Source organism: Haloechinothrix salitolerans, assembly GCF_042662605.1.
Taxonomy (GTDB): domain Bacteria; phylum Actinomycetota; class Actinomycetes; order Mycobacteriales; family Pseudonocardiaceae; genus Haloechinothrix_A; species Haloechinothrix_A salitolerans.
This window is the reverse complement of the sequence record NZ_JBHSXX010000001.1, coordinates 4,935,592-4,953,317: the sequence shown is the minus strand read 5'-3', so window position 1 is coordinate 4,953,317 and position 17,726 is coordinate 4,935,592. Positions and strand designations below refer to the sequence as shown.

17 protein-coding genes and 2 tRNA genes are annotated in these 17,726 nt (G+C 67.2%); 12 read left to right on the top strand and 7 right to left on the bottom strand.

Going from position 1 to position 17,726, the window contains the following annotated elements:
- Window position 1: 1 nt before the first annotated feature.
- The 3 genes from ACFQGD_RS23490 (at window position 2) to ACFQGD_RS23480 (ending at window position 2,427) form a co-directional block, all read left to right on the top strand.
- On the top strand, window positions 2-475 hold the full coding sequence (locus ACFQGD_RS23490) for a ribose-5-phosphate isomerase (RefSeq protein WP_345394427.1): 474 nt from the start codon (window positions 2-4) through the stop codon (window positions 473-475).
- A 7-nt stretch (window positions 476-482) separates the two neighbouring features.
- Window positions 483-1,289, top strand: a complete 807-nt coding sequence (locus ACFQGD_RS23485) for an Fpg/Nei family DNA glycosylase (RefSeq protein ID WP_345394297.1) — start codon at window positions 483-485, stop codon at window positions 1,287-1,289.
- 196 nt (window positions 1,290-1,485) lie between these two features.
- Entirely contained in the window at window positions 1,486-2,427 is a 942-nt protein-coding gene (locus tag ACFQGD_RS23480; protein WP_345394424.1) for an acyl-CoA desaturase, read from the top strand.
- Window positions 2,428-2,441: 14 nt separating this feature from the next.
- Here ACFQGD_RS23480 and ACFQGD_RS23475 read toward each other — a convergent pair whose 3' ends face one another.
- Window positions 2,442-3,221 carry a hypothetical protein gene (locus ACFQGD_RS23475; RefSeq protein WP_345394294.1) on the bottom strand — a complete coding sequence of 260 codons (780 nt, stop codon included), beginning with the start codon at window positions 3,219-3,221 and terminating at the stop codon, window positions 2,442-2,444.
- 200 nt (window positions 3,222-3,421) lie between these two features.
- Between ACFQGD_RS23475 and ACFQGD_RS23470 the strand changes: the two genes are divergently transcribed.
- The gene (locus ACFQGD_RS23470; RefSeq protein ID WP_345394291.1) at window positions 3,422-4,252 is read left to right on the top strand and encodes an adenylate/guanylate cyclase domain-containing protein; all 831 of its coding nucleotides are present in this window, start codon (window positions 3,422-3,424) and stop codon (window positions 4,250-4,252) included.
- A gap of 98 nt (window positions 4,253-4,350) precedes the next feature.
- On the opposite strand, the gene ACFQGD_RS23465 is transcribed toward ACFQGD_RS23470, so the two are convergent.
- The 3 genes from ACFQGD_RS23465 to ACFQGD_RS23455 all read right to left on the bottom strand — a co-directional run bounded on the left by ACFQGD_RS23465 (window position 4,351) and on the right by ACFQGD_RS23455 (window position 5,169).
- A complete protein-coding gene (locus ACFQGD_RS23465; RefSeq protein WP_345394288.1) occupies window positions 4,351-4,884 on the bottom strand; it encodes a GNAT family N-acetyltransferase in 534 nt (177 codons plus the stop codon).
- A gap of 128 nt (window positions 4,885-5,012) precedes the next feature.
- Window positions 5,013-5,086, bottom strand: a tRNA-Pro gene (locus tag ACFQGD_RS23460).
- A gap of 12 nt (window positions 5,087-5,098) precedes the next feature.
- A tRNA-Gly gene (locus tag ACFQGD_RS23455) sits at window positions 5,099-5,169 on the bottom strand.
- A 181-nt stretch (window positions 5,170-5,350) separates the two neighbouring features.
- On the opposite strand from ACFQGD_RS23455, the gene ACFQGD_RS23450 reads away from it, so the two are divergent.
- The 5 genes from ACFQGD_RS23450 to clpX all read left to right on the top strand — a co-directional run bounded on the left by ACFQGD_RS23450 (window position 5,351) and on the right by clpX (window position 10,995).
- Window positions 5,351-6,388, top strand: coding sequence for an AI-2E family transporter (locus ACFQGD_RS23450; protein ID WP_345394285.1), 1,038 nt, complete (start codon window positions 5,351-5,353; stop codon window positions 6,386-6,388).
- Between the two features lie 137 nt (window positions 6,389-6,525).
- On the top strand, window positions 6,526-7,929 hold the full coding sequence (gene tig / locus ACFQGD_RS23445; protein ID WP_345394282.1) for a trigger factor: 1,404 nt from the start codon (window positions 6,526-6,528) through the stop codon (window positions 7,927-7,929).
- Between the two features lie 174 nt (window positions 7,930-8,103).
- Window positions 8,104-8,718 (top strand): ClpP family protease, encoded by a 615-nt coding sequence (locus tag ACFQGD_RS23440; RefSeq protein WP_345394279.1) that lies wholly within the window; start codon window positions 8,104-8,106, stop codon window positions 8,716-8,718.
- A gap of 14 nt (window positions 8,719-8,732) precedes the next feature.
- The gene (locus ACFQGD_RS23435; RefSeq protein ID WP_345394276.1) at window positions 8,733-9,395 is read left to right on the top strand and encodes an ATP-dependent Clp protease proteolytic subunit; all 663 of its coding nucleotides are present in this window, start codon (window positions 8,733-8,735) and stop codon (window positions 9,393-9,395) included.
- A 301-nt stretch (window positions 9,396-9,696) separates the two neighbouring features.
- Complete coding sequence (gene clpX, locus ACFQGD_RS23430) at window positions 9,697-10,995, top strand: ATP-dependent Clp protease ATP-binding subunit ClpX (protein ID WP_345394273.1); 1,299 nt, start codon at window positions 9,697-9,699, stop codon at window positions 10,993-10,995.
- Window positions 10,996-11,068: 73 nt separating this feature from the next.
- On the opposite strand, the gene ACFQGD_RS23425 is transcribed toward clpX, so the two are convergent.
- On the bottom strand, window positions 11,069-11,992 hold the full coding sequence (locus ACFQGD_RS23425; protein WP_345394270.1) for an alpha/beta hydrolase: 924 nt from the start codon (window positions 11,990-11,992) through the stop codon (window positions 11,069-11,071).
- 31 nt (window positions 11,993-12,023) lie between these two features.
- The gene (gene fdhD / locus ACFQGD_RS23420; protein WP_345394267.1) at window positions 12,024-12,848 is read right to left on the bottom strand and encodes a formate dehydrogenase accessory sulfurtransferase FdhD; all 825 of its coding nucleotides are present in this window, start codon (window positions 12,846-12,848) and stop codon (window positions 12,024-12,026) included.
- Between the two features lie 65 nt (window positions 12,849-12,913).
- Here fdhD and ACFQGD_RS23415 point away from each other — a divergent pair, with 65 nt between their 5' ends.
- Window positions 12,914-13,564 carry a GOLPH3/VPS74 family protein gene (locus ACFQGD_RS23415; protein WP_345394264.1) on the top strand — a complete coding sequence of 217 codons (651 nt, stop codon included), beginning with the start codon at window positions 12,914-12,916 and terminating at the stop codon, window positions 13,562-13,564.
- A gap of 3 nt (window positions 13,565-13,567) precedes the next feature.
- On the top strand, window positions 13,568-13,915 hold the full coding sequence (locus tag ACFQGD_RS23410; protein WP_345394261.1) for a DUF488 domain-containing protein: 348 nt from the start codon (window positions 13,568-13,570) through the stop codon (window positions 13,913-13,915).
- Window positions 13,916-13,919: 4 nt separating this feature from the next.
- Here ACFQGD_RS23410 and ACFQGD_RS23405 read toward each other — a convergent pair whose 3' ends face one another.
- Window positions 13,920-14,918, bottom strand: coding sequence for a hypothetical protein (locus ACFQGD_RS23405; protein WP_345394258.1), 999 nt, complete (start codon window positions 14,916-14,918; stop codon window positions 13,920-13,922).
- Between the two features lie 114 nt (window positions 14,919-15,032).
- On the opposite strand from ACFQGD_RS23405, the gene ACFQGD_RS23400 reads away from it, so the two are divergent.
- A complete protein-coding gene (locus ACFQGD_RS23400; protein ID WP_345394255.1) occupies window positions 15,033-17,663 on the top strand; it encodes a valine--tRNA ligase in 2,631 nt (876 codons plus the stop codon).
- Window positions 17,664-17,726: the final 63 nt, after the last annotated feature.

The window sequence follows — 17,726 nt, the reverse complement described above, 5'->3', positions numbered from 1 at the left end:
CGTGCGCGTTTATCTGGGAGCCGACCACGCTGGGTTCGAGCTGAAGAACCACCTCGTCAAGCACCTGACTGAGCAGGGCCATGACGTCACCGACGTCGGCCCGCACGTCTACGACGCCGCCGACGACTACCCGCCGTTCTGCATCGAGACGGCGCGCAGGGTCGTCGCGGACGAAGGTAGCCTCGGCATCGTCATCGGTGGTTCTGGCAACGGCGAGCAGATCGCGGCCAACAAGGTCGACGGCGCCCGCGCGGGACTCGCGTGGAGCGTCGAGACGGCGCGGCTGACCCGCCAGCACAACCACGCGCAGCTCATCGGCGTCGGCGCGCGGATGCACACCACCGAGGAGGCGACCGAGATCGTCGACGCCTTCCTCGCCACCCCGGTTGACGACGATGAGCGCCACACCCGCCGCGTCGCCCAGCTCACCGACTACGAGCGCACGGGGACCCCGCCGCCGCTGCCGAGCGCCTGAGCCGCCGATGCCGGAGGGACACACGCTGCATCGACTCGCCCGGCTGCACACCGAGCGCTACGGCGGGCACAAGGTAGCCGTGTCCAGCCCGCAGGGCCGGTTCGCCGCGTCGGCGTCGCTGCTGGACGGCACCGTGTTCGCCCACGCCGACGCACACGGCAAGCACCTGTTCCACCACCACGGCGAGCACGGCGTCGTGCACGTCCACCTCGGCCTGTACGGCGCGTTCACCGAGCAGCAAGCACCGCCGGAGCCGCCGGTCGGGCAGGTGCGAATGCGCATCGTCGGCCCCACACACGCCACCGACCTGCGCGGCCCGACTCGCTGCGAACTGCTCACCGAGGACGAGGTCGAAGCGATCACGACCCGCCTCGGCCCCGACCCGCTGCGCGGCGACGCCGACCCGGACCGGGCCTGGCGGCGCATCGCGGCGTCCAGGACGTCTATCGCCGCGCTGCTGATGGACCAGACGGTGCTGTCGGGCGTCGGCAACGTGTACCGCGCGGAGGTGCTGTTCCGCCACGGCATCCCGCCGATGACACCGGGAAGGTCGATCACCGAGACGCGGTGGCGGGCGATTTGGGACGACCTCGTCGCGCTGATGCACGAGGGCGTGCGCACCGGCAGCATCGACACCGTCCGGCCGGAACATCTGCCCGAGGTCACCGGCAGGGCGCCGCGCGACGACCGGCACGGGGGAGAGGTCTACGTCTATCGCCGCGCTGGCCAGCCGTGTCACGTCTGCGGCACCGAGATCGCTCGTGCGGACCTGGTCGCGCGCAACCTCTACTGGTGCCCCGCCTGCCAAGCCTGACACCGGATTTTCCCGCGGCGGTCGCGAAAACGTGGCGTGTGCCACGTCGGCGTGTTCCCGAATCGCGTGTAGCGTACGGCGCCAGGGGGCGACTCGGGTTCCGCACCGGGTCGGCGAACACAATAGGCCAATGCTCGGCGCAGCACGTAGGAGAGGGACCGCCCCGGTGACCGTTGACGTAACCAGTGACGTTTCCATGCCCGAATCCACCGGTACGTCCGCGAAACAGGGCCCGAAGCCGATCGACGGCGAGCAGCGCCCGATACCCGCGCACATCTCGGTGTACGCGTTCGCGATCGTGCCGCTCATCGCCGCGCTGATCGCGGTGCCGATGCTGTGGGGCTGGGGCGTGAGCTGGCTCGATCTCAGCCTTGCCGTTGCCTTCTACACCCTGTCGATCCTCGGGGTCACCGTCGGCTTCCACCGCTACTTCACGCACGGCTCCTTCAAGGCCAAGCGTCCGCTTCGGGTCGCGCTCGCGGTGGCGGGCAGTATGGCGGTGCAGGGCCCGATCCTGCACTGGGTGGCCGACCACCGCAGGCACCACGCGTTCTCCGACCGCGAGGGCGACCCGCACTCGCCGTGGTTGTTCGGCACAAGCCCGTTCGCGATCGTGCGCGGATTCTGGCACGCCCACATCGGGTGGATTTTCCGCCGCACGCTGACCAACCAGCGCCGCTTCGCGCCCGACCTGCTCGCCGACCGCGACATGCGCATCGTGCACAAGCTGTTCGGCCCGCTGACCCTTGCCACCATGCTGCTGCCCGCGCTGATCGGCGGACTCGTGACGTGGTCCTGGTGGGGCGCCGTGACGGCGTTCTTCTGGGCGGGTCTGGTGCGAGTCGCCGCGGTGCACCACGTGACCTGGTCGGTGAACTCGATCTGCCACATGCTGGGCGAGCGGCCGTTCGCCGCGCGCGACCGCTCGGCGAACTTCTGGCCGCTCGCGATCCTGTCCATGGGCGAGTCGTGGCACAACCTGCACCACGCCGATCCGACGTCTGCCCGCCACGGCGTGCGGCGTGGGCAGATCGACATTTCGGCGCGGGTTATCTGGGCGTTCGAGAAGCTCGGTTGGGCTTACGACGTCCGGTGGCCGCGCCCGGAGCGCCTCGCCAAGCTCAGCGTCGCCCGGTAGTGGGCTCCGGTGAGTCAGAAGCCGCCGAAGTCTCCGCCGAACCCGCCCCCGTCGAAGAAGCCGCCTCCCATGTCGCCACCGCCCATGTCACCACCGGCGTCCATATCACCGCCGCCCATGTCACCGGAAGCCATGGCGTCCTCCTGGCCCGCGTCGTAGCCTGACTGCCACGCGTCCGCGCTCGCGATGCCCGACATCCCGGAGAACATCGCGCTGAACAGGAACACCGACGCCATCGTCCACGCACCGGTGACCAGCGCGGGCTTCCACCACGGCTCGCTGTACCAGCCCTCCGGCACCGGCCTGCCCGCGACGCGGCCGCCGGGGTAGTAGTACGGCGTCTCCTGCTTGGCCTGCGGTGATGCGGCGTAGCGGTGGCCCTCCAGCTCGACTTCGCGGTCTTCGGTCACCTTGCCAGCACGAGCGCGTTCGACATCGTCCGGCAGCGCGGGACCGGGGTCCATGCCCATCGCGATGCGTGCCGCCCGCACGTAGTACAGCCCCTCCAGCGCGGTGTCGGTGACCAGCTTGGCCTGCTGCACCGACTGCGCCTGCTCCAGTTGCGATCCCGCCGCGTTGTAGCGCTCCGAGGCGTCCGCGATGGCCTGCTGCGACGCGACGTCGGTGCCCGTCAGGTTGAGCACCTGACCGCCGAGGCGTTCCACCCAGCGCCGAGCGTCAGCCTTGGCGTCCTCCAACTCCCGACGTCGTCGTTCCCGTTGCTGACTGACGAGCACGAGCCCGCCGATGACGGCGACGATCAGCAACGCGAGGAGGATGGCGGCTTCGGTCATGATGCGGCTCCTGCGGTCGGTGGCTCTGCCCGTGGGTGCGGCTGTACGGACAACGTTATCGCGGCGTGGGTCGTTCCTTGTGCCACGCGTTGTCCGAATCTCGCGGCTTCGTTGTCGTGGACGTCAGGCGTGGCAGTGATCACTCATTTCGGGGGCCTGAGGACGTCTTGCCGCGCAGGTCGTGGCGGTACCGTTAGCCCATGCCCAGGTCGGTGCGATCACGATTCGCGAGAACAGCAAGGACACGGTCGCCAGCCGCGCTCGCCTCGCTGAACAGCGCGGCCTCGGAACGGCTTGCCGACCTGTTGGAGAACGACCCGCAGTTTCGTGACGCCGCGCTCGAGGTAGGCCTGATCGACCAACGCTGGCTGGAGGATCCCGGCGCCCGCCCACTCTCGCGAGTACCGCCCGCTGAGGTGATGCGGCGGTTCCTGGAGCGCGCCGCTGAGCGCAGGCCGTCTGTCGTCACCCGTCTCGGGTTGACCACGGTGCAGGCACTGTCGTCGCTGACGCGCTCGCCGAAGGCCGACGAGGTGCCGTCCACCGTCACCGTGGTGTTCACCGATCTGGAGGGCTTCACCAGCTACACGGCGCGTCACGGGGACGACGCCGCGCTGGCCCTGCTCGCCGAGCACTACCGCGTGGTTGGCCCGATCGTGCGGCGCTGGGGCGGCCGGGTGGTCAAGCGCCTCGGCGACGGCCTGATGCTGGTGTTCGATGACCCCGCTTACGCTGTTCGCGCCGCCGTGGAGCTGGTCGAAGCTCGGCCGGACGCGCTGCCGTTGCGCGCCGGGGTGCACCACGGCACCGTCGTCGTCGCCAAGGAGGACCTGTTCGGGCACGCGGTCAACGTCGCCGCCCGCGTCACCGACCTCGCCAAGGGCGGTCAGGTGCTGGTCAGCGGCGACGTCATCGAGGCGACGGGGGAGATCACCGGCGTCACGTTGTCCAAGCGAGCTCGCAAGCGCGTCAAGGGCGTGCCGGAATCGGTGCTGGTGTATCGGGCCAAGGCGGTCGGGGGTCGGCCGTAGTCGTCCCGATCTGACGATCAAGACGATGCTCGGGAAGTTGTCCGTGCCAGCCGATTTGAGCACACGTCTTGTCGACCAGGACTTCGTTCCGCTCAGCGTCACGGCAGAGCACGCCGAAGGTATTCGCGACTCCATCGTCGATGCGACGGTGTGACAACGGATCGCGGCTCCAGTGTGAGCGTCATGCACACGCTGTTCGGGCTCGCGCGGTAGTCGCCGAACGGCTCGCACGGCTCGAATCCCATGCTGGCGTAGAGCGCCCGCGCCGGAGCGAAAGCGGCCATCGAACCTGTCTCTAGGCTGATTCGCGCGAACCCGCGATCGCGCGCGACGTCGATGAGGTGCTCGACCATGGCGCGGCCAATGCCGCGCCCACGGGCGGCGCGCGTGGTGTGCATGGACTTGACCTCGACGTGGTTGTCGTCGAGCTGCTTCAGTGCGCCCACAGCCAGTAGCTGATCGTCGGATCGGCAGCTGAAGAAGGTGATCGCCGGGCCCAACAGCCCTTCGATGTCCAACGCGTGGACGTCTTCGGGTGGGCTGTGCTCGTTCGCGAACTCTAGGTGCTGCTCAAGCAACGCGCGAACATCCGCGGCGCGCGGGTCATCCGGCGCGATCTCGATTTCGGACACGGCCGGAGTCTACGAACCAACCAACGCATACGGCACTGGATTTCCGCCGCGGTCCCGAGTCAGCGCGACGGAGCTGGCCCAGGAGCCCACGCCTCCAGCGCCGGCCCCCAGGCCACGTGATCAAAATGTCGGGGTGACAGGATTTGAACCTGCGACCCTCCGCTCCCAAAGCGGATGCGCTACCAAGCTGCGCCACACCCCGTGTCAGGTACAGAGCGGGCGACGGGAATCGAACCCGCACCACCAGTTTGGAAGACTGGGGCTCTACCATTGAGCTACGCCCGCACCCGGTCGTCACCAACCGTTGCCGTGACAGCTTAGCGGGTACCGCTAGCGCGATTTCGAACCGGTGCCAGATGACCGGAGCTAGTCGCCATCACCCCGTCGTGATCGGCCTCGACACGGACTTCCGCCGGTAGCTGGCACACTGATCGCATGGCTCCGATGCCGGGCAGGCGAGATCGTCGTGGTTGACCGGGACCAGGTACTGCGCGCAGGTCAGACGGCCTGGGCCGTGATCGGCATCGTGGTGGTCGCCGCTGGCGTCTACTACGCCCTTTCGTCCGTGCCGGTACTCACCGTGCCGTTGCTGCTCGCGCTGTTTCCCGCCGCGGCGCTTACCCCAGCCGTCGCGTGGATGCACGCTCGTAAGGTGCCGCGTTGGTTGGCCGCGGTGATCGCCGAGATCGGCGCGCTGGCCGTCATCGGCGGGCTGATCGCGGTAGCCGTGCCGCTTTTCGTGGCGGAGTTGCCCTCACTGATCGACTCGCTCACCCGCTCGTTCGCCGAACTGCGCTCGCTGGTCAGGGGCTTCCCCGGTATCCCGTCGGACACCAGTTTGCAGGCGATGGCCGAGCGGTTGCTGCAACGCTTCACCGAGGGCGACGGGCTCGGCAGCGCGTTGGGCATCACTCGCAACATCGCCGTCGCCGGCGCGGGCATCGTGCTCCTGCTTGTGGCGCTGTTCTTCTTCCTTTACCAGGGCGACTGGCTCGCGGGGGGCGTGCTGCGGCTGGTGCCGTCCGCGCGCAGGGAAGCCACCACCACCGTGGCCACCCGAATCTGGTTCACCATCGGCGCCTATTTCCGATCGTTGTTCATCATCGCGGTGTTCGACGCCGTGTTGATCGGTATCGGACTCGTCATACTCGGTGTTCCGGTGGCGGTGCCGCTCGCCTTGCTCGTCTTCTTCGGCGGCTTCTTCCCGTACGTGGGCGCCCTGGTGTCGGGTATGGTCGCGGTGCTGGTGGCGTTCGCGGACGGCGGCTTGGGCATCGCACTGGCGGCGGCCGCGATCGTCGTCGGGGTGCAGGCGGTGGAAGGCAACGTCTTGGAGCCGCTGATCGCGGGGCGGATGGTGCGCTTGCCAGCGTTCGTCGTGATCATCGCGATCACGTTGGGCGGCGCCCTGCTCGGGGTGTTCGGGGCGTTCATCGCGGTCCCGGCCGCGGCGGCCATCGCGCGTGTGGGTGAGTTCGTCGCGGAGCGCGAGGAACAGACGTGAGCCGTCACACCGATGGCGGCCCATACCGCGTCAGTCAACCCCGCCCGGTAGCTGGGTGCACACTGTCATAGACTCAGGTTTCGCCCACAGATTTCCGTGGGGCAGCCACTTTAGTTTTCAAGCTTGAGGAGCATACGTTGAAGAGCACCGTCGAGCAGCTGAGCCCGACGCGCGTGAAGATCAATGTCGAGGTGCCGTTCGACGAGCTGAAGCCCAACTTCGACCGCGCCTACAAAAAGATCGCTCAGCAGGTCCGCATTCCGGGTTTCCGTCCTGGTAAGGCGCCTGCACGCGTCCTGGAAAGCCGGATCGGTCGTGCCCCGGTGCTCGACGAGGTCGTCAACGAGGCCATTCCCGCGAAGTACATGGAAGCCGTGCAGTCCGGCGAGGTCCGCACGCTGGGTCAGCCCGACTTCGAGGTGACCAAGCTCGAGGACAAGGACGTCCTCGAGTTCACCGCCGAGGTCGACATCCGGCCGGAGATCGAAGTACCGGACGTCGAAGACCTCTCGGTCAGCGTCGATGACATCGAGCTGACCGACGCGGAGGTGGACGAGCAGCTCGATGAACTGCGCGCCCGGTTCGGCACTCTCACCGGCGTCGACCGCCCCGCCGAGAACGGCGACTTCGTCTCGATCGACCTCTCGGCCACGGTCGACGGCGAGGAGGTCGAGGACGCCAGCACCTCGGGGCTGTCCTACGAGATCGGCTCCGGTCAGCTCGTCGACGGCATCGACGAGGCCCTGATCGGCGCGTCCGAGGGTGAGACCAAGACCTTCACCACCAAGCTGCTCGCGGGCAAGTACGCGGGTACCGACGCCGAGGTCAGCGTCACCGTGCAGTCCATCAAGCAGCGGGAGCTGCCGGAGGCTGATGACGAGTTCGCGCAGATGGCCAGCGAGTTCGACACCATCGATGAGCTGCGTGACGACCTGCGTGAGCGGCTGACCCGCGTCAAGCGGATGCAGCAGGGCGTGCAGGCGCGGGACAAGGTGCTCGACTCCTTGATCGAGTCCACTGAGATCCCACTACCGGAGGCCGTCGTCCAGGCCGAGGTCGACAACCGCAAGCATGACGCGCTGCACGAGCTCGACCACGACGAGGACGCGCTGGCACGCTCGCTTGAAGCCGAGGGCAAGACCCTGGAGCAGTTCAACGAGGAGACCCGAGCCGAGGCGGAGAAGTCGGTCCGCACACAGCTGCTGCTGGACGCCATCGCCGACGACCAGAACGTCCAGGTCGACGACTCCGAGCTGACCGAGCGCATCATCTACCAAGCACAGCGGTTCGGTGTCAGCCCAGACGAGTACGTGCAGCGGGCACAGCAGTCCGGCCAGCTCGGGGCGATCTTCGCTGATGTCCGCCGGGGCAAGGCGCTGGCCTCGATCGTGCGCAAGGCCACCGTCACCGACGCGAGTGGCAACGAGGTCGACCTCAGCGAGTTCTTCGGTGATGGCGGCGATGACGAGCAGCCGGACACGGTCGATGCCGAGGTCGCCGACGTCACCGACGAGGCCACTGAGTCGGACGAGAAGGCTTAAGTCTTCCGCCGATCGGTGACGCTCTGAGCGAACGCGGCGCGAAACGGGCATGACGAGGCCGTCACATTCGTTAGTGTCGGTTGCAAGATCGCAGGTACTTCACAACGCAAGTCCACAGTGGATCTTCGGGCCGATGCCGGTCGCGGAGACACTGCGGAGAGAAGGCAGGCAGACGTGACGCAGCACCCAACGCCCGATATGCGGACGACGACCGCAGGGCTGAACCTGACCGACTCGGTGTACGAGCGACTGCTCCAGGAACGGATCGTCGTGCTCGGCTCCGAGGTCAACGATGACATCGCGAACCGGATCACCGCGCAGTTGCTGCTGCTGGCCGCGGAAGACCCGCAGGCGGATATCCGGTTCTACATCAACTCGCCGGGCGGCTCGGTCACCGCGGGCTTCGCCATCTACGACACGATGCAGCTCATCGAGCCCGACGTGGCCACATACGCGATGGGGCTCGCCGCGTCGATGGGGCAGTTCCTGCTGTCTTCCGGCACCCCCGGCAAGCGCTACTCGCTGCCGCACGCGCGCATCCTGATGCACCAGCCGTCGGCCGGTGTCACGGGCACCGCGTCCGACATCGCGATCCAGGCCGAGGTGTTCGGCAAGTGGAAGCAGGAGCTGGCGCGCATCACGTCGGAGCAGACCGGGCAGACGGTCGAGCAGATCATCGCCGATGGTGACCGGGACCGCTGGTTCACGGCGACCGAGGCCAAGGAGTACGGCTTCGTCGATCACGTCCTGACCCGCGAGCACCTCGCGAACATCAACTCGGCGAGCTGACACAGGAGATCCTCATGAGCCAGCACAGTTCCCCCACACCGGTGTCGGGCGTTAACCCTGAGCAGCTGCCGCAGTCGCGGTACGTGCTGCCGAGCTACGTCGAGCGCACTAGCTACGGGATCAAGGAATCCAACCCGTACAACAAGCTGTACGAGGAACGGGTCATCTTCCTCGGCGTCCAGGTCGACGACGCGTCGGCCAACGACGTCATGGCGCAGCTGCTGCACCTCGAACACGAGGACCCGGACCGCGACATCGTCATCTACATCAACTCGCCCGGTGGCTCGTTCACGTCGTTGATGGCCATCTACGACACGATGCAGTTCGTCCGGCCCGACGTGCAGACGTACTGCCTCGGTCAGGCGGCGTCGGCGGCGGCCGTGCTGCTCGCGGCGGGTACCAAGGGCAAGCGGTTCGCGTTGCCGAACTCGCGGGTGCTGATCCACCAGCCCGCGATGGAGGGCTCGTACGGTCAGGTCTCCGACCTGGAGATCCAGGCCAACGAGATCCAGCGGGTGCGGACACAGATGGAGCAGACGCTGTCCAAGCACACCGGCCGCACGCCGGAAGAGGTGCGCAAGGACATCGAGCGCGACAAGATCCTGACCGCTGAGCAGGCCTTGGAGTACGGCATCATCGACGAGGTGCTGCCGTACCGCAAGGGCTCGGCCAGCTAGTCCTCGGGTGCGCATGTCGGCAGGTCAACCCCCAGTCGGGTGGTTGTCCGCCGACATGCGCGCCGGTGGCGGGCTTCGCTGACCGCGAAACATACCGGCTCCATTACGGGGCGTGTCGATTGCGGGCGTTACCCCGTGATGGGGACTAAGGTCGGCTACCGCGGTCCTGACAGCGATTGGTCCTCCCCAAGGACAGAGCTGGCGGGTACCGTCAGTAGCAGGACACCTTGCGAAGCCCACCAGCACGCACGCATCAGGCGTACCGGCCACGGTGCGCCGGAGGGGACAGAGGTCAACGGCCATGGCGCGAATCGGTGACGGCGGAGACCTGTTGAAGTGCTCTTTCTGCGGCAAGAGTCAGAAGCAGGTGAAAAAGCTCATCGCCGGGCCCGGCGTGTACATCTGCGACGAGTGCATTGACCTCTGCAATGAGATCATCGAGGAGGAGCTCGCCGAAGCTGGCGACGTCAAGCTCGACGAACTCCCCAAGCCCGCCGAGATCCACGACTTCCTCGAGCAGTACGTCATCGGCCAGGACGACGCTAAGCGGTCCCTCGCGGTCGCGGTCTACAACCACTACAAGCGCATCCAGTCCGACGCCAAGGGCGGGCCCAAGGAACCGAAGGACGAGCCGGTCGACATCGCCAAGTCGAACATCTTGATGCTCGGTCCGACCGGGTGCGGCAAGACCTACCTCGCGCAGACCCTGGCCAAGCTGCTCAACGTCCCGTTCGCCATCGCGGACGCCACCGCGCTCACCGAGGCTGGCTACGTTGGTGAGGACGTCGAGAACATCCTGCTCAAGCTCATCCAAGCCGCCGACTACGACGTCAAGCGTGCCGAGACCGGCATCATCTACATCGACGAGGTCGACAAGATAGCGCGCAAGAGTGAGAACCCGTCCATAACGCGGGACGTCTCGGGCGAGGGCGTGCAGCAGGCGCTACTGAAGATCCTGGAAGGCACCACGGCCTCGGTGCCGCCGCAGGGTGGGCGTAAGCATCCGCACCAGGAGTTCATCCAGATCGACACCACGAACGTGCTGTTCATCGTCGCAGGCGCGTTCGCGGGCCTTGAGAAGATCATCAACGAGCGGATCGGCAAGCGCGGTCTCGGCTTCGGCGCGGAGATCCGCACCCGGACGGAGATCGAGGAAAGCGACATCTTCGGCGAGACCATGCCGGAGGATCTGATCAAGTTCGGCTTGATCCCGGAGTTCATCGGCAGGCTTCCGGTCGTGGCCAGCGTGACCAATCTCGACAAGCACTCGTTGGTTCGCATCCTCACCGAACCGCGCAATGCACTGGTCAAGCAGTACAAGAAGCTGTTCGAGCTGGACGGCGTCGAGTTGGAGTTCACTAAGACGGCGCTGGAAGCCATCGCCGACCAATCGGTGCTGCGGGGGACAGGTGCCCGTGGGTTGCGGGCGATCATGGAAGAGGTCCTGCAGCAGGTCATGTACGACATCCCGAGCCGCGAGGATGTCGCCAAGGTCGTCATCACCGAGCAGACCGTGCGGGAGAACGTGAACCCGACGATCGTGTCTCGTCGTCCGTCCCGCCGCAGGGCCCAAACCGAGCGCGGCGAGAAGTCCGCTTAGTGGTCACGCGGCGCTGCGCGCCGTGTCCCCCGCTCACGACGTTGTGTTCCACGCTCAGTGAGCCGGGCCATCACTAGGTCGCGTGCTGCCCAAGAAACCGCACGACGTCGTCCGCGACGCCTTCGACGAAGTCGGCCGTATGCCCGCCGGGGCCGATGTAAGCCACTTTCGGTTGAGTCATGCTGATGAACCGCCGAGTGCCCGTGACGAACGGGTCATCCTCCCCGCACCACACGCCGAGTGCGCTGTTGCCTATCGCGTGCGGGTGACGCAGTGGATCCAACGCTTCCCATGCCTCGCGAGACGGGAAGATTCGCCGGGTGCGCATCACCGCCCATGACGTGATCAGCGCGGGAGACGCCACCGCCGTCGCCCGCAGGGGCTGGTGCCGCTCCGCGCGCATTCGGGCGTAGTACAACGCGCCGAACCCACCCATCGATACCCCGGCGCACGCGAACGGTCGGTCCGCGAGGCCGCGCTCACGCAGCCACACAGGAAGCTCGTCGAGCAGCATCGCCATCGGATCGTCGCCCGGTCGCACCTGGTTCCAGTAGTTGTCCCCACCGTCGACGGCGACCAGTGCGAACGGTGGGGTCGTACCCAGCGCCACCTCACGCACCAGTCGTGCGTCGAAGCCGTACTTGTGCGTGCCGACGGCGTCGCCACCCAGCCCGTGCAGCACGAGACACACTGGTAAACCAATGGGGACCTCTTTGCGGGGCAGCATGGTGACCAGATCGACGTCACGGTTCCGTGCCCGCGAGCGCACTCGCTCGATGCCGCGCAAGCTCAGGTAACTGCCAGGAGACGCGCCGCCACCGCCGGAGGAACGCAACAAGGACACCAGGCCGCCGCCGGTGAGCGCGAGCCCGGTCGCGCCCGCCGTGAGCATCGTCCGTCTGCTAATCCGACCATCGCCCATGGCAGCTCCTTGCTTGCCACGGTACGTCGAGAAGTCGATCACGCCCACCGCCAGCAGGGCGGACATCGCGGGCATCAACCGAACGGGGCACGTGGCAGGCGCGGGCCTACTCCAGGTCGATCCGCTTCTCCCCGGTGTAAACGTTCATCTCGCTGCCGCGCAAGAAGCCGACCAGGCTCATGTCCCGTTCCGCCGCGAGCTCCACCGCGAGCGACGACGGCGCGGAGATCGCCGCCAGCATCGGGATGCCCGCCATCGCGGCCTTTTGCACCAGCTCGAACGACGCTCGCCCTGACACCAGCAGCCCCGCGTCATGCAGCGGGACCCGTTCGGACATCACCGCCCAGCCGATCGCCTTGTCGACCGCGTTGTGTCTGCCGACGTCTTCGCGTACGACCAGCAGCTCCCCGGACGCGTCGAAAAGTGCCGCCGCGTGTAGCCCACCGGTCGCCTGGAACACCCGCTGTCGCGCCCGTAGCGCGTCCGGCAGCCCACCCAGTACCTCCGGCGTCACCGCGAACTCGGTACCGACATCGAACCGCGAGGTCAGCCGTACCGCGTCCAGCGCGGCCTTCCCACACACGCCGCAGGACGACGTCGTGTAGAAGTTGCGCTCCACCCCGGTGTCAGGTGGCTCGACGCCTGGTGCGAGCGTCACGTTCAGCACGTTGTAGGTATTGCGTCCCGCCTCGTCCACTCCGTCGCAGTATCGCGCGGTCGAGACGTCTTCCCGCGCACCGATGACGCCTTCGGTCAGCAGGAAGCCATGTGCCAGCTCGACGTCGCTGCCCGGCGTGCGCATCGTGACGGTCAGCGCACTGCCATCGACGCGCAGTTCGAGCGGTTCCTCGGCAGCGAGTGTGTCCTGTCTGCGCCTGGTGCCATCCGCGCGCAGGGTGAGCACGGGCGTCCGTACGGTGATGCGACCCACCTGGGCGATTCCTCCGTTTCCATGAACCGCCTGCGAGCGCCCCGGCATCGGCCTAGCCTGGGACCATGCTGCTCGCAGAGGATCTCTTACTGCTGTCCTATGACGACGATACGGGGCGCAAGTCTGGGGTGGAGAACCTCGACTACGCGCTGGCGGGCGCGGTGTTGATCGAGCTGGCCGAACGCGACAGGCTCGACATCACCGAGAACGGCAAGCTCACCGTCGTAGACGGCAGTCCGACCGGGCACGCCGTCCTCGACGACTGGCTCGACAAGGCCGCCAAGTACGAGGGCAAGAAGCCGAAAGACGCGGTGCCGAGCCTGAGCTCCGGCCTGGCCGATCGGGTGCTGACGACGCTTGCCGAGCGCGGCATCCTTCGGGAAGAGAAGGGCAAGGTCCTCGGCATCTTCCCGACGACGCGGTGGCCCGCGCAGGACTCCAGCCACGAGCTCGCGCTGCGCGAGCGGTTGCGCTCGGTGCTCGTCGACGGTGCGGAGCCGGACGAACGCACCGCGCCGTTGATCGCGCTACTCTCGGCCGTCGACGGCGTGGGGGAGGTCGTCGAGAAGCATGAGCGCAAGGACGCCAAGCGGCGTGCGGAGCAGATCGCCGAAGGCAACTGGGCGTCGACGGCTACCAAGAAGGCCGTCGAGGAGCTGACCACGGCCGTGATGGCCGCGGTGATTGTGCCGACGGTGATCACGGGGACGAGCTGAGCCGTGACCGTCCGAATACGCCGCGTCTACGACGAACCGGGAGCCGATGACGGCGCACGGGTGCTGATCGACGGCATGTGGCCACGCGGCGTTCGCAAGGACGTGCTGGACTACACGGAATGGCTCCGCGACATCGCACCATCGAAAGACCTGCGGAGCTGGTTCGGCCACCGCCCGGAGCGGTTCGCCGAGTTCCGCCAGCGGTATCTCACCGAACTGGAGTTCGGCGAGCGTGCCGAGGCCCTGCGACGTCTGCGAGACTACGCTCGGGACGACCTCACGCTGCTCACCGCCACCAAGGACGTCGACCACTCGCACGCCGCCGTGCTCGCCGAGCTGTTGCGCGGGTGATCAGTTACTGGTCGCAGCTCTCGTCGATATCCACTGACTCGGAAGTGTCGAAGTAGTACTCGTCGGGGTGGTCCGGCCCGTCACCGTGCCAGCGTTTGTCGCTGTAGTACGGAGCAAGATAGCCGTCCTGTGCCGCCGCGCAGGCCATCGAATAGGTGAGGTACCGGATGTCGTGGAGGTTCACGCCGTGTGCGGCTTCCTGCCAGCGAGGGCCGGTATGGACCTTGTAGGTCGTCACCGATCGCCGGACCGCGACGATGTCGAGCGCCCGGCGCAGCCGGTCTGGGTGGTCGGTGTCGAAAGCGTAGGCAGCGGCGAGCTTCGCTGTGATGATCAGTTCACCGGGTTTGCCCGCTCGCACGCGCAACGTGCCGCTGAGTTTGGGTGATGCGGGCAGCAGCGGGTAGTCCTTGTGGATCAACGTGACGTGGCGTGCCGCCATGGCCGGGTCGTCGAGACGGTCGCGCAGTTCACGGCGCACGCCGGGTGCCAGGGTGGCCAGGTACCGCCGGAGGCGATGATCCTCGATCACCTTGCGGTCGAGCAGCGACGCCGAGATGGTGCGCTTGACCTGTGCGAGCGCGCGTGCGACCTGCTTCTTGGTGAAGTCGCCGACCGGCTTGGGCCGCGGGACCGAGATTCCGTCGATGCCGTCTTTCCATGACGCGGCGGGCGTGCCGACGAACGGCTGATGTAGCTCGACGACGCTGCCGGGCACACGGGTCGCCACGGTTGTCGTTGGTGGTATGCGCGTTACCTCGGTGGGCGTCGACTGGTCGGTGAGTCCCGCCATGCCACGGACGTCGTCCCAATACGTGATGAGCGCGACGACCGCGATGGGGGCGGTGATCACGGCCGCGAGGCGCACGGTGGTGCGATAGCGCCGACGGCGGCGCGCCTCCGGGGTCGCCCACTTCCGCCGGAGCTTGGCATGTGTGCGGCGTGCCTGCCATCGCGCACGCAAGCCGGAGGCGTTCCACCTCGAATACAGACGGCGACTCATGTCCGGTTCATTCATGGTTCCCCCTTTTCTCTCCGGTGCACCTTATCGGGTGAATAGCGGAGTGATGCGGGGCCTTGTGCTGCGCCGATTGGCAGGTTCGTAGACTTACCGGCTGTGACGGAGAACGCGAATAACCCCAGCACAGACCTGCCCACCGCCTGGAATCCGGCCGATCACGAGGCCGAGCTGTACCAGCGCTGGGTAGACGCGGGCTACTTCGCGGCCGACCCCGACAGCGGCAAACCGACGTACACCATCGTGCTGCCGCCGCCGAACGTCACCGGCGCGATGCACATGGGGCACGCACTCGACCACTCGCTGATGGACGCGCTCACGCGTCGCCGCAGGATGCAGGGCTACGAGGCGCTGTGGCTGCCCGGCATGGACCACGCGGGCATCGCCACGCAGAATGTCGTCGAGCGCGAGCTATCCGAGCAAGGTGTCTCTCGCCACGACCTTGGGCGGGAGAAGTTCGTCGAGCGCGTCTGGGAGTGGAAGGAAGAGTACGGCGGCAAGATCCTCGGCCAGATGCGCCGCCTCGGCGACGGTGTTGACTGGAGCCGCGAGCGCTTCACCATGGACTCCCGGCTCTCCCGCGCGGTCCAGACGATCTTCAAGCGGCTCTACGACGACGGGCTGATCTACCAGGCAGAGCGCATCATCAACTGGTGCCCGCGCTGCCACACCGCACTCTCCGACATCGAAGTCGAGCACGACGAGATCGACGGTGAACTTGTCTCCATCCGCTACGGCGACGGGGACGACGCCATCGTCGTCGCCACCACCCGTGCGGAGACGATGCTCGGTGACACCGCCGTCGCGGTGCACCCGGACGACTCCCGGTACGCACACCTCGTCGGCACTGAGGTGCAGCTGCCGCTGACCGGCCGCCGCATCCCGATCGTCGCGGACGAGCACGTCGACCCGGAGTTCGGTTCCGGCGCGGTGAAGGTGACCCCAGCGCACGACCCGAACGACTTCGAGATCGGCAAGCGTCACGACCTGCCCATGCTGACGATCATGGACGAGACCGGCGTCGTCACCGCACACGGCTCGTTCGAGGGACTGGACCGGTTCGAGGCGCGCCCCGCAGTGATCGCCGCGCTGCGCGAGCAGGGCCGCATCGTCGCGGAGAAGCGCCCGTACGTTCACTCGGTCGGGCACTGCTCCCGCTGCGACACCGTGGTCGAGCCCCGGCTGTCGTTGCAGTGGTGGGTGCGGGTGGCGCCACTCGCGAAGGCCGCTGGCGACGCGGTGCGCGACGGCCGCACCACGATCCACCCGCCCGAGCTAGCCAAGCGCTACTTCGACTGGGTCGACGACATGCACGACTGGTGCATCTCGCGGCAACTCTGGTGGGGCCACCGCATCCCGGTCTGGTACGGCCCGAACGGGGAGAAGGTTTGCGTCGGCCCCGACGAGGAGCCGCCAACCGGCGAAGGCTGGACGCAGGACGCCGACGTCCTCGACACCTGGTTCTCGTCGGGGCTCTGGCCGTTCTCCACGCTCGGCTGGCCGGACGACACCGCCGATCTACGCGCGTTCTATCCGACCAGCGTGCTGGTCACCGGCTACGACATCCTGTTCTTCTGGGTCGCCAGGATGATGATGTTCGGGCTGTACGCGATGGACGGCAAGCAGCCCTTTAACGACGTCTTCCTGCACGGCCTCATCCGCGACGCGACCGGCAAGAAGATGTCGAAGTCGCGCGGCAACGTCATCGACCCGCTTGACTGGCTGGACCGCTTCGGCGCCGATGCCACCCGGTTCACCTTGGCGCGTGGCGCCAACCCGGGTAGCGACATGGCGATCGCGGAGGAGTGGGCCGCTGGGTCGCGGAACTTCTGCACGAAGCTGTTCAACGCGAGCCGGTTCGCGCTGATGAACGGCGCGACCACGGCGGTCGAACTGCCCGCGCGTGAGTCGTTGACCGACGCCGACCGCTGGATCCTGGACCTCACTGACCAACTCGTGTCCGATGTGGACACGCTGTTCGACGGCTTCCAGTTCGCCAAGCTGTGCGACGCGCTTTACCACTTCATCTGGGACGAGTTCTGCGACTGGTACCTCGAACTGGCCAAGGTGCAGATCGCCGAGGGCGGCGCGCGGGCCGATTCCACCCGCGCGGTGCTCGGCCACGTGCTCGACACGGTGCTGCGGCTGCTGCACCCGGTGCTGCCGTTCGTGACCGAGAAGCTGTGGACGTCGTTGACCGGCGGGGAGTCGCTGGTGATCGCGGACTGGCCCGCGGCGATCGGCGGTGAGCAGGACACCTGTGCCGCCGCGCGGATCGCCGACGTGCAGAAACTGGTCACCGAGATCCGCCGGTTCCGTTCCGACCAGGGCCTCAAGCCGGGGCAGAAGGTCGCGGCGCGGTTGTCCGGTGCTGGTTTCGATGGCATCGCTGGGCACGAGTCGTCGGTGCGGACCTTGGCGAAGCTGACCGAGTCGGGCGACGACTTCTCCGGCAGCGCGTCGTTCGAGGTCGGCCTTGCCACCGGCACCGCGCACGTCGAGTTGGACCTCTCTGGTGCGATCGACGTCGCCGCTGAGCGCAAGCGGCTGGACAAGGACCTCGCGGCGGCGCGCAAGGAATTGGAGCAGACGGAGAAGAAGCTGGCGAACCCGTCGTTCGTGGCGAAGGCGCCCGCCGACGTCGTCGAGAAGATCCGCGGCCGCAAGCAGGCCGCGGAGTCCGATATCGAGCGCATCTCGGCGCGGCTGGCGTCGCTGCCGAGCGCGTAGGTCGCAGCGCCATGAAGGGCATCTTACTGGCGCTAGACGCCAGCAAGATGCCCTTCATGGCAT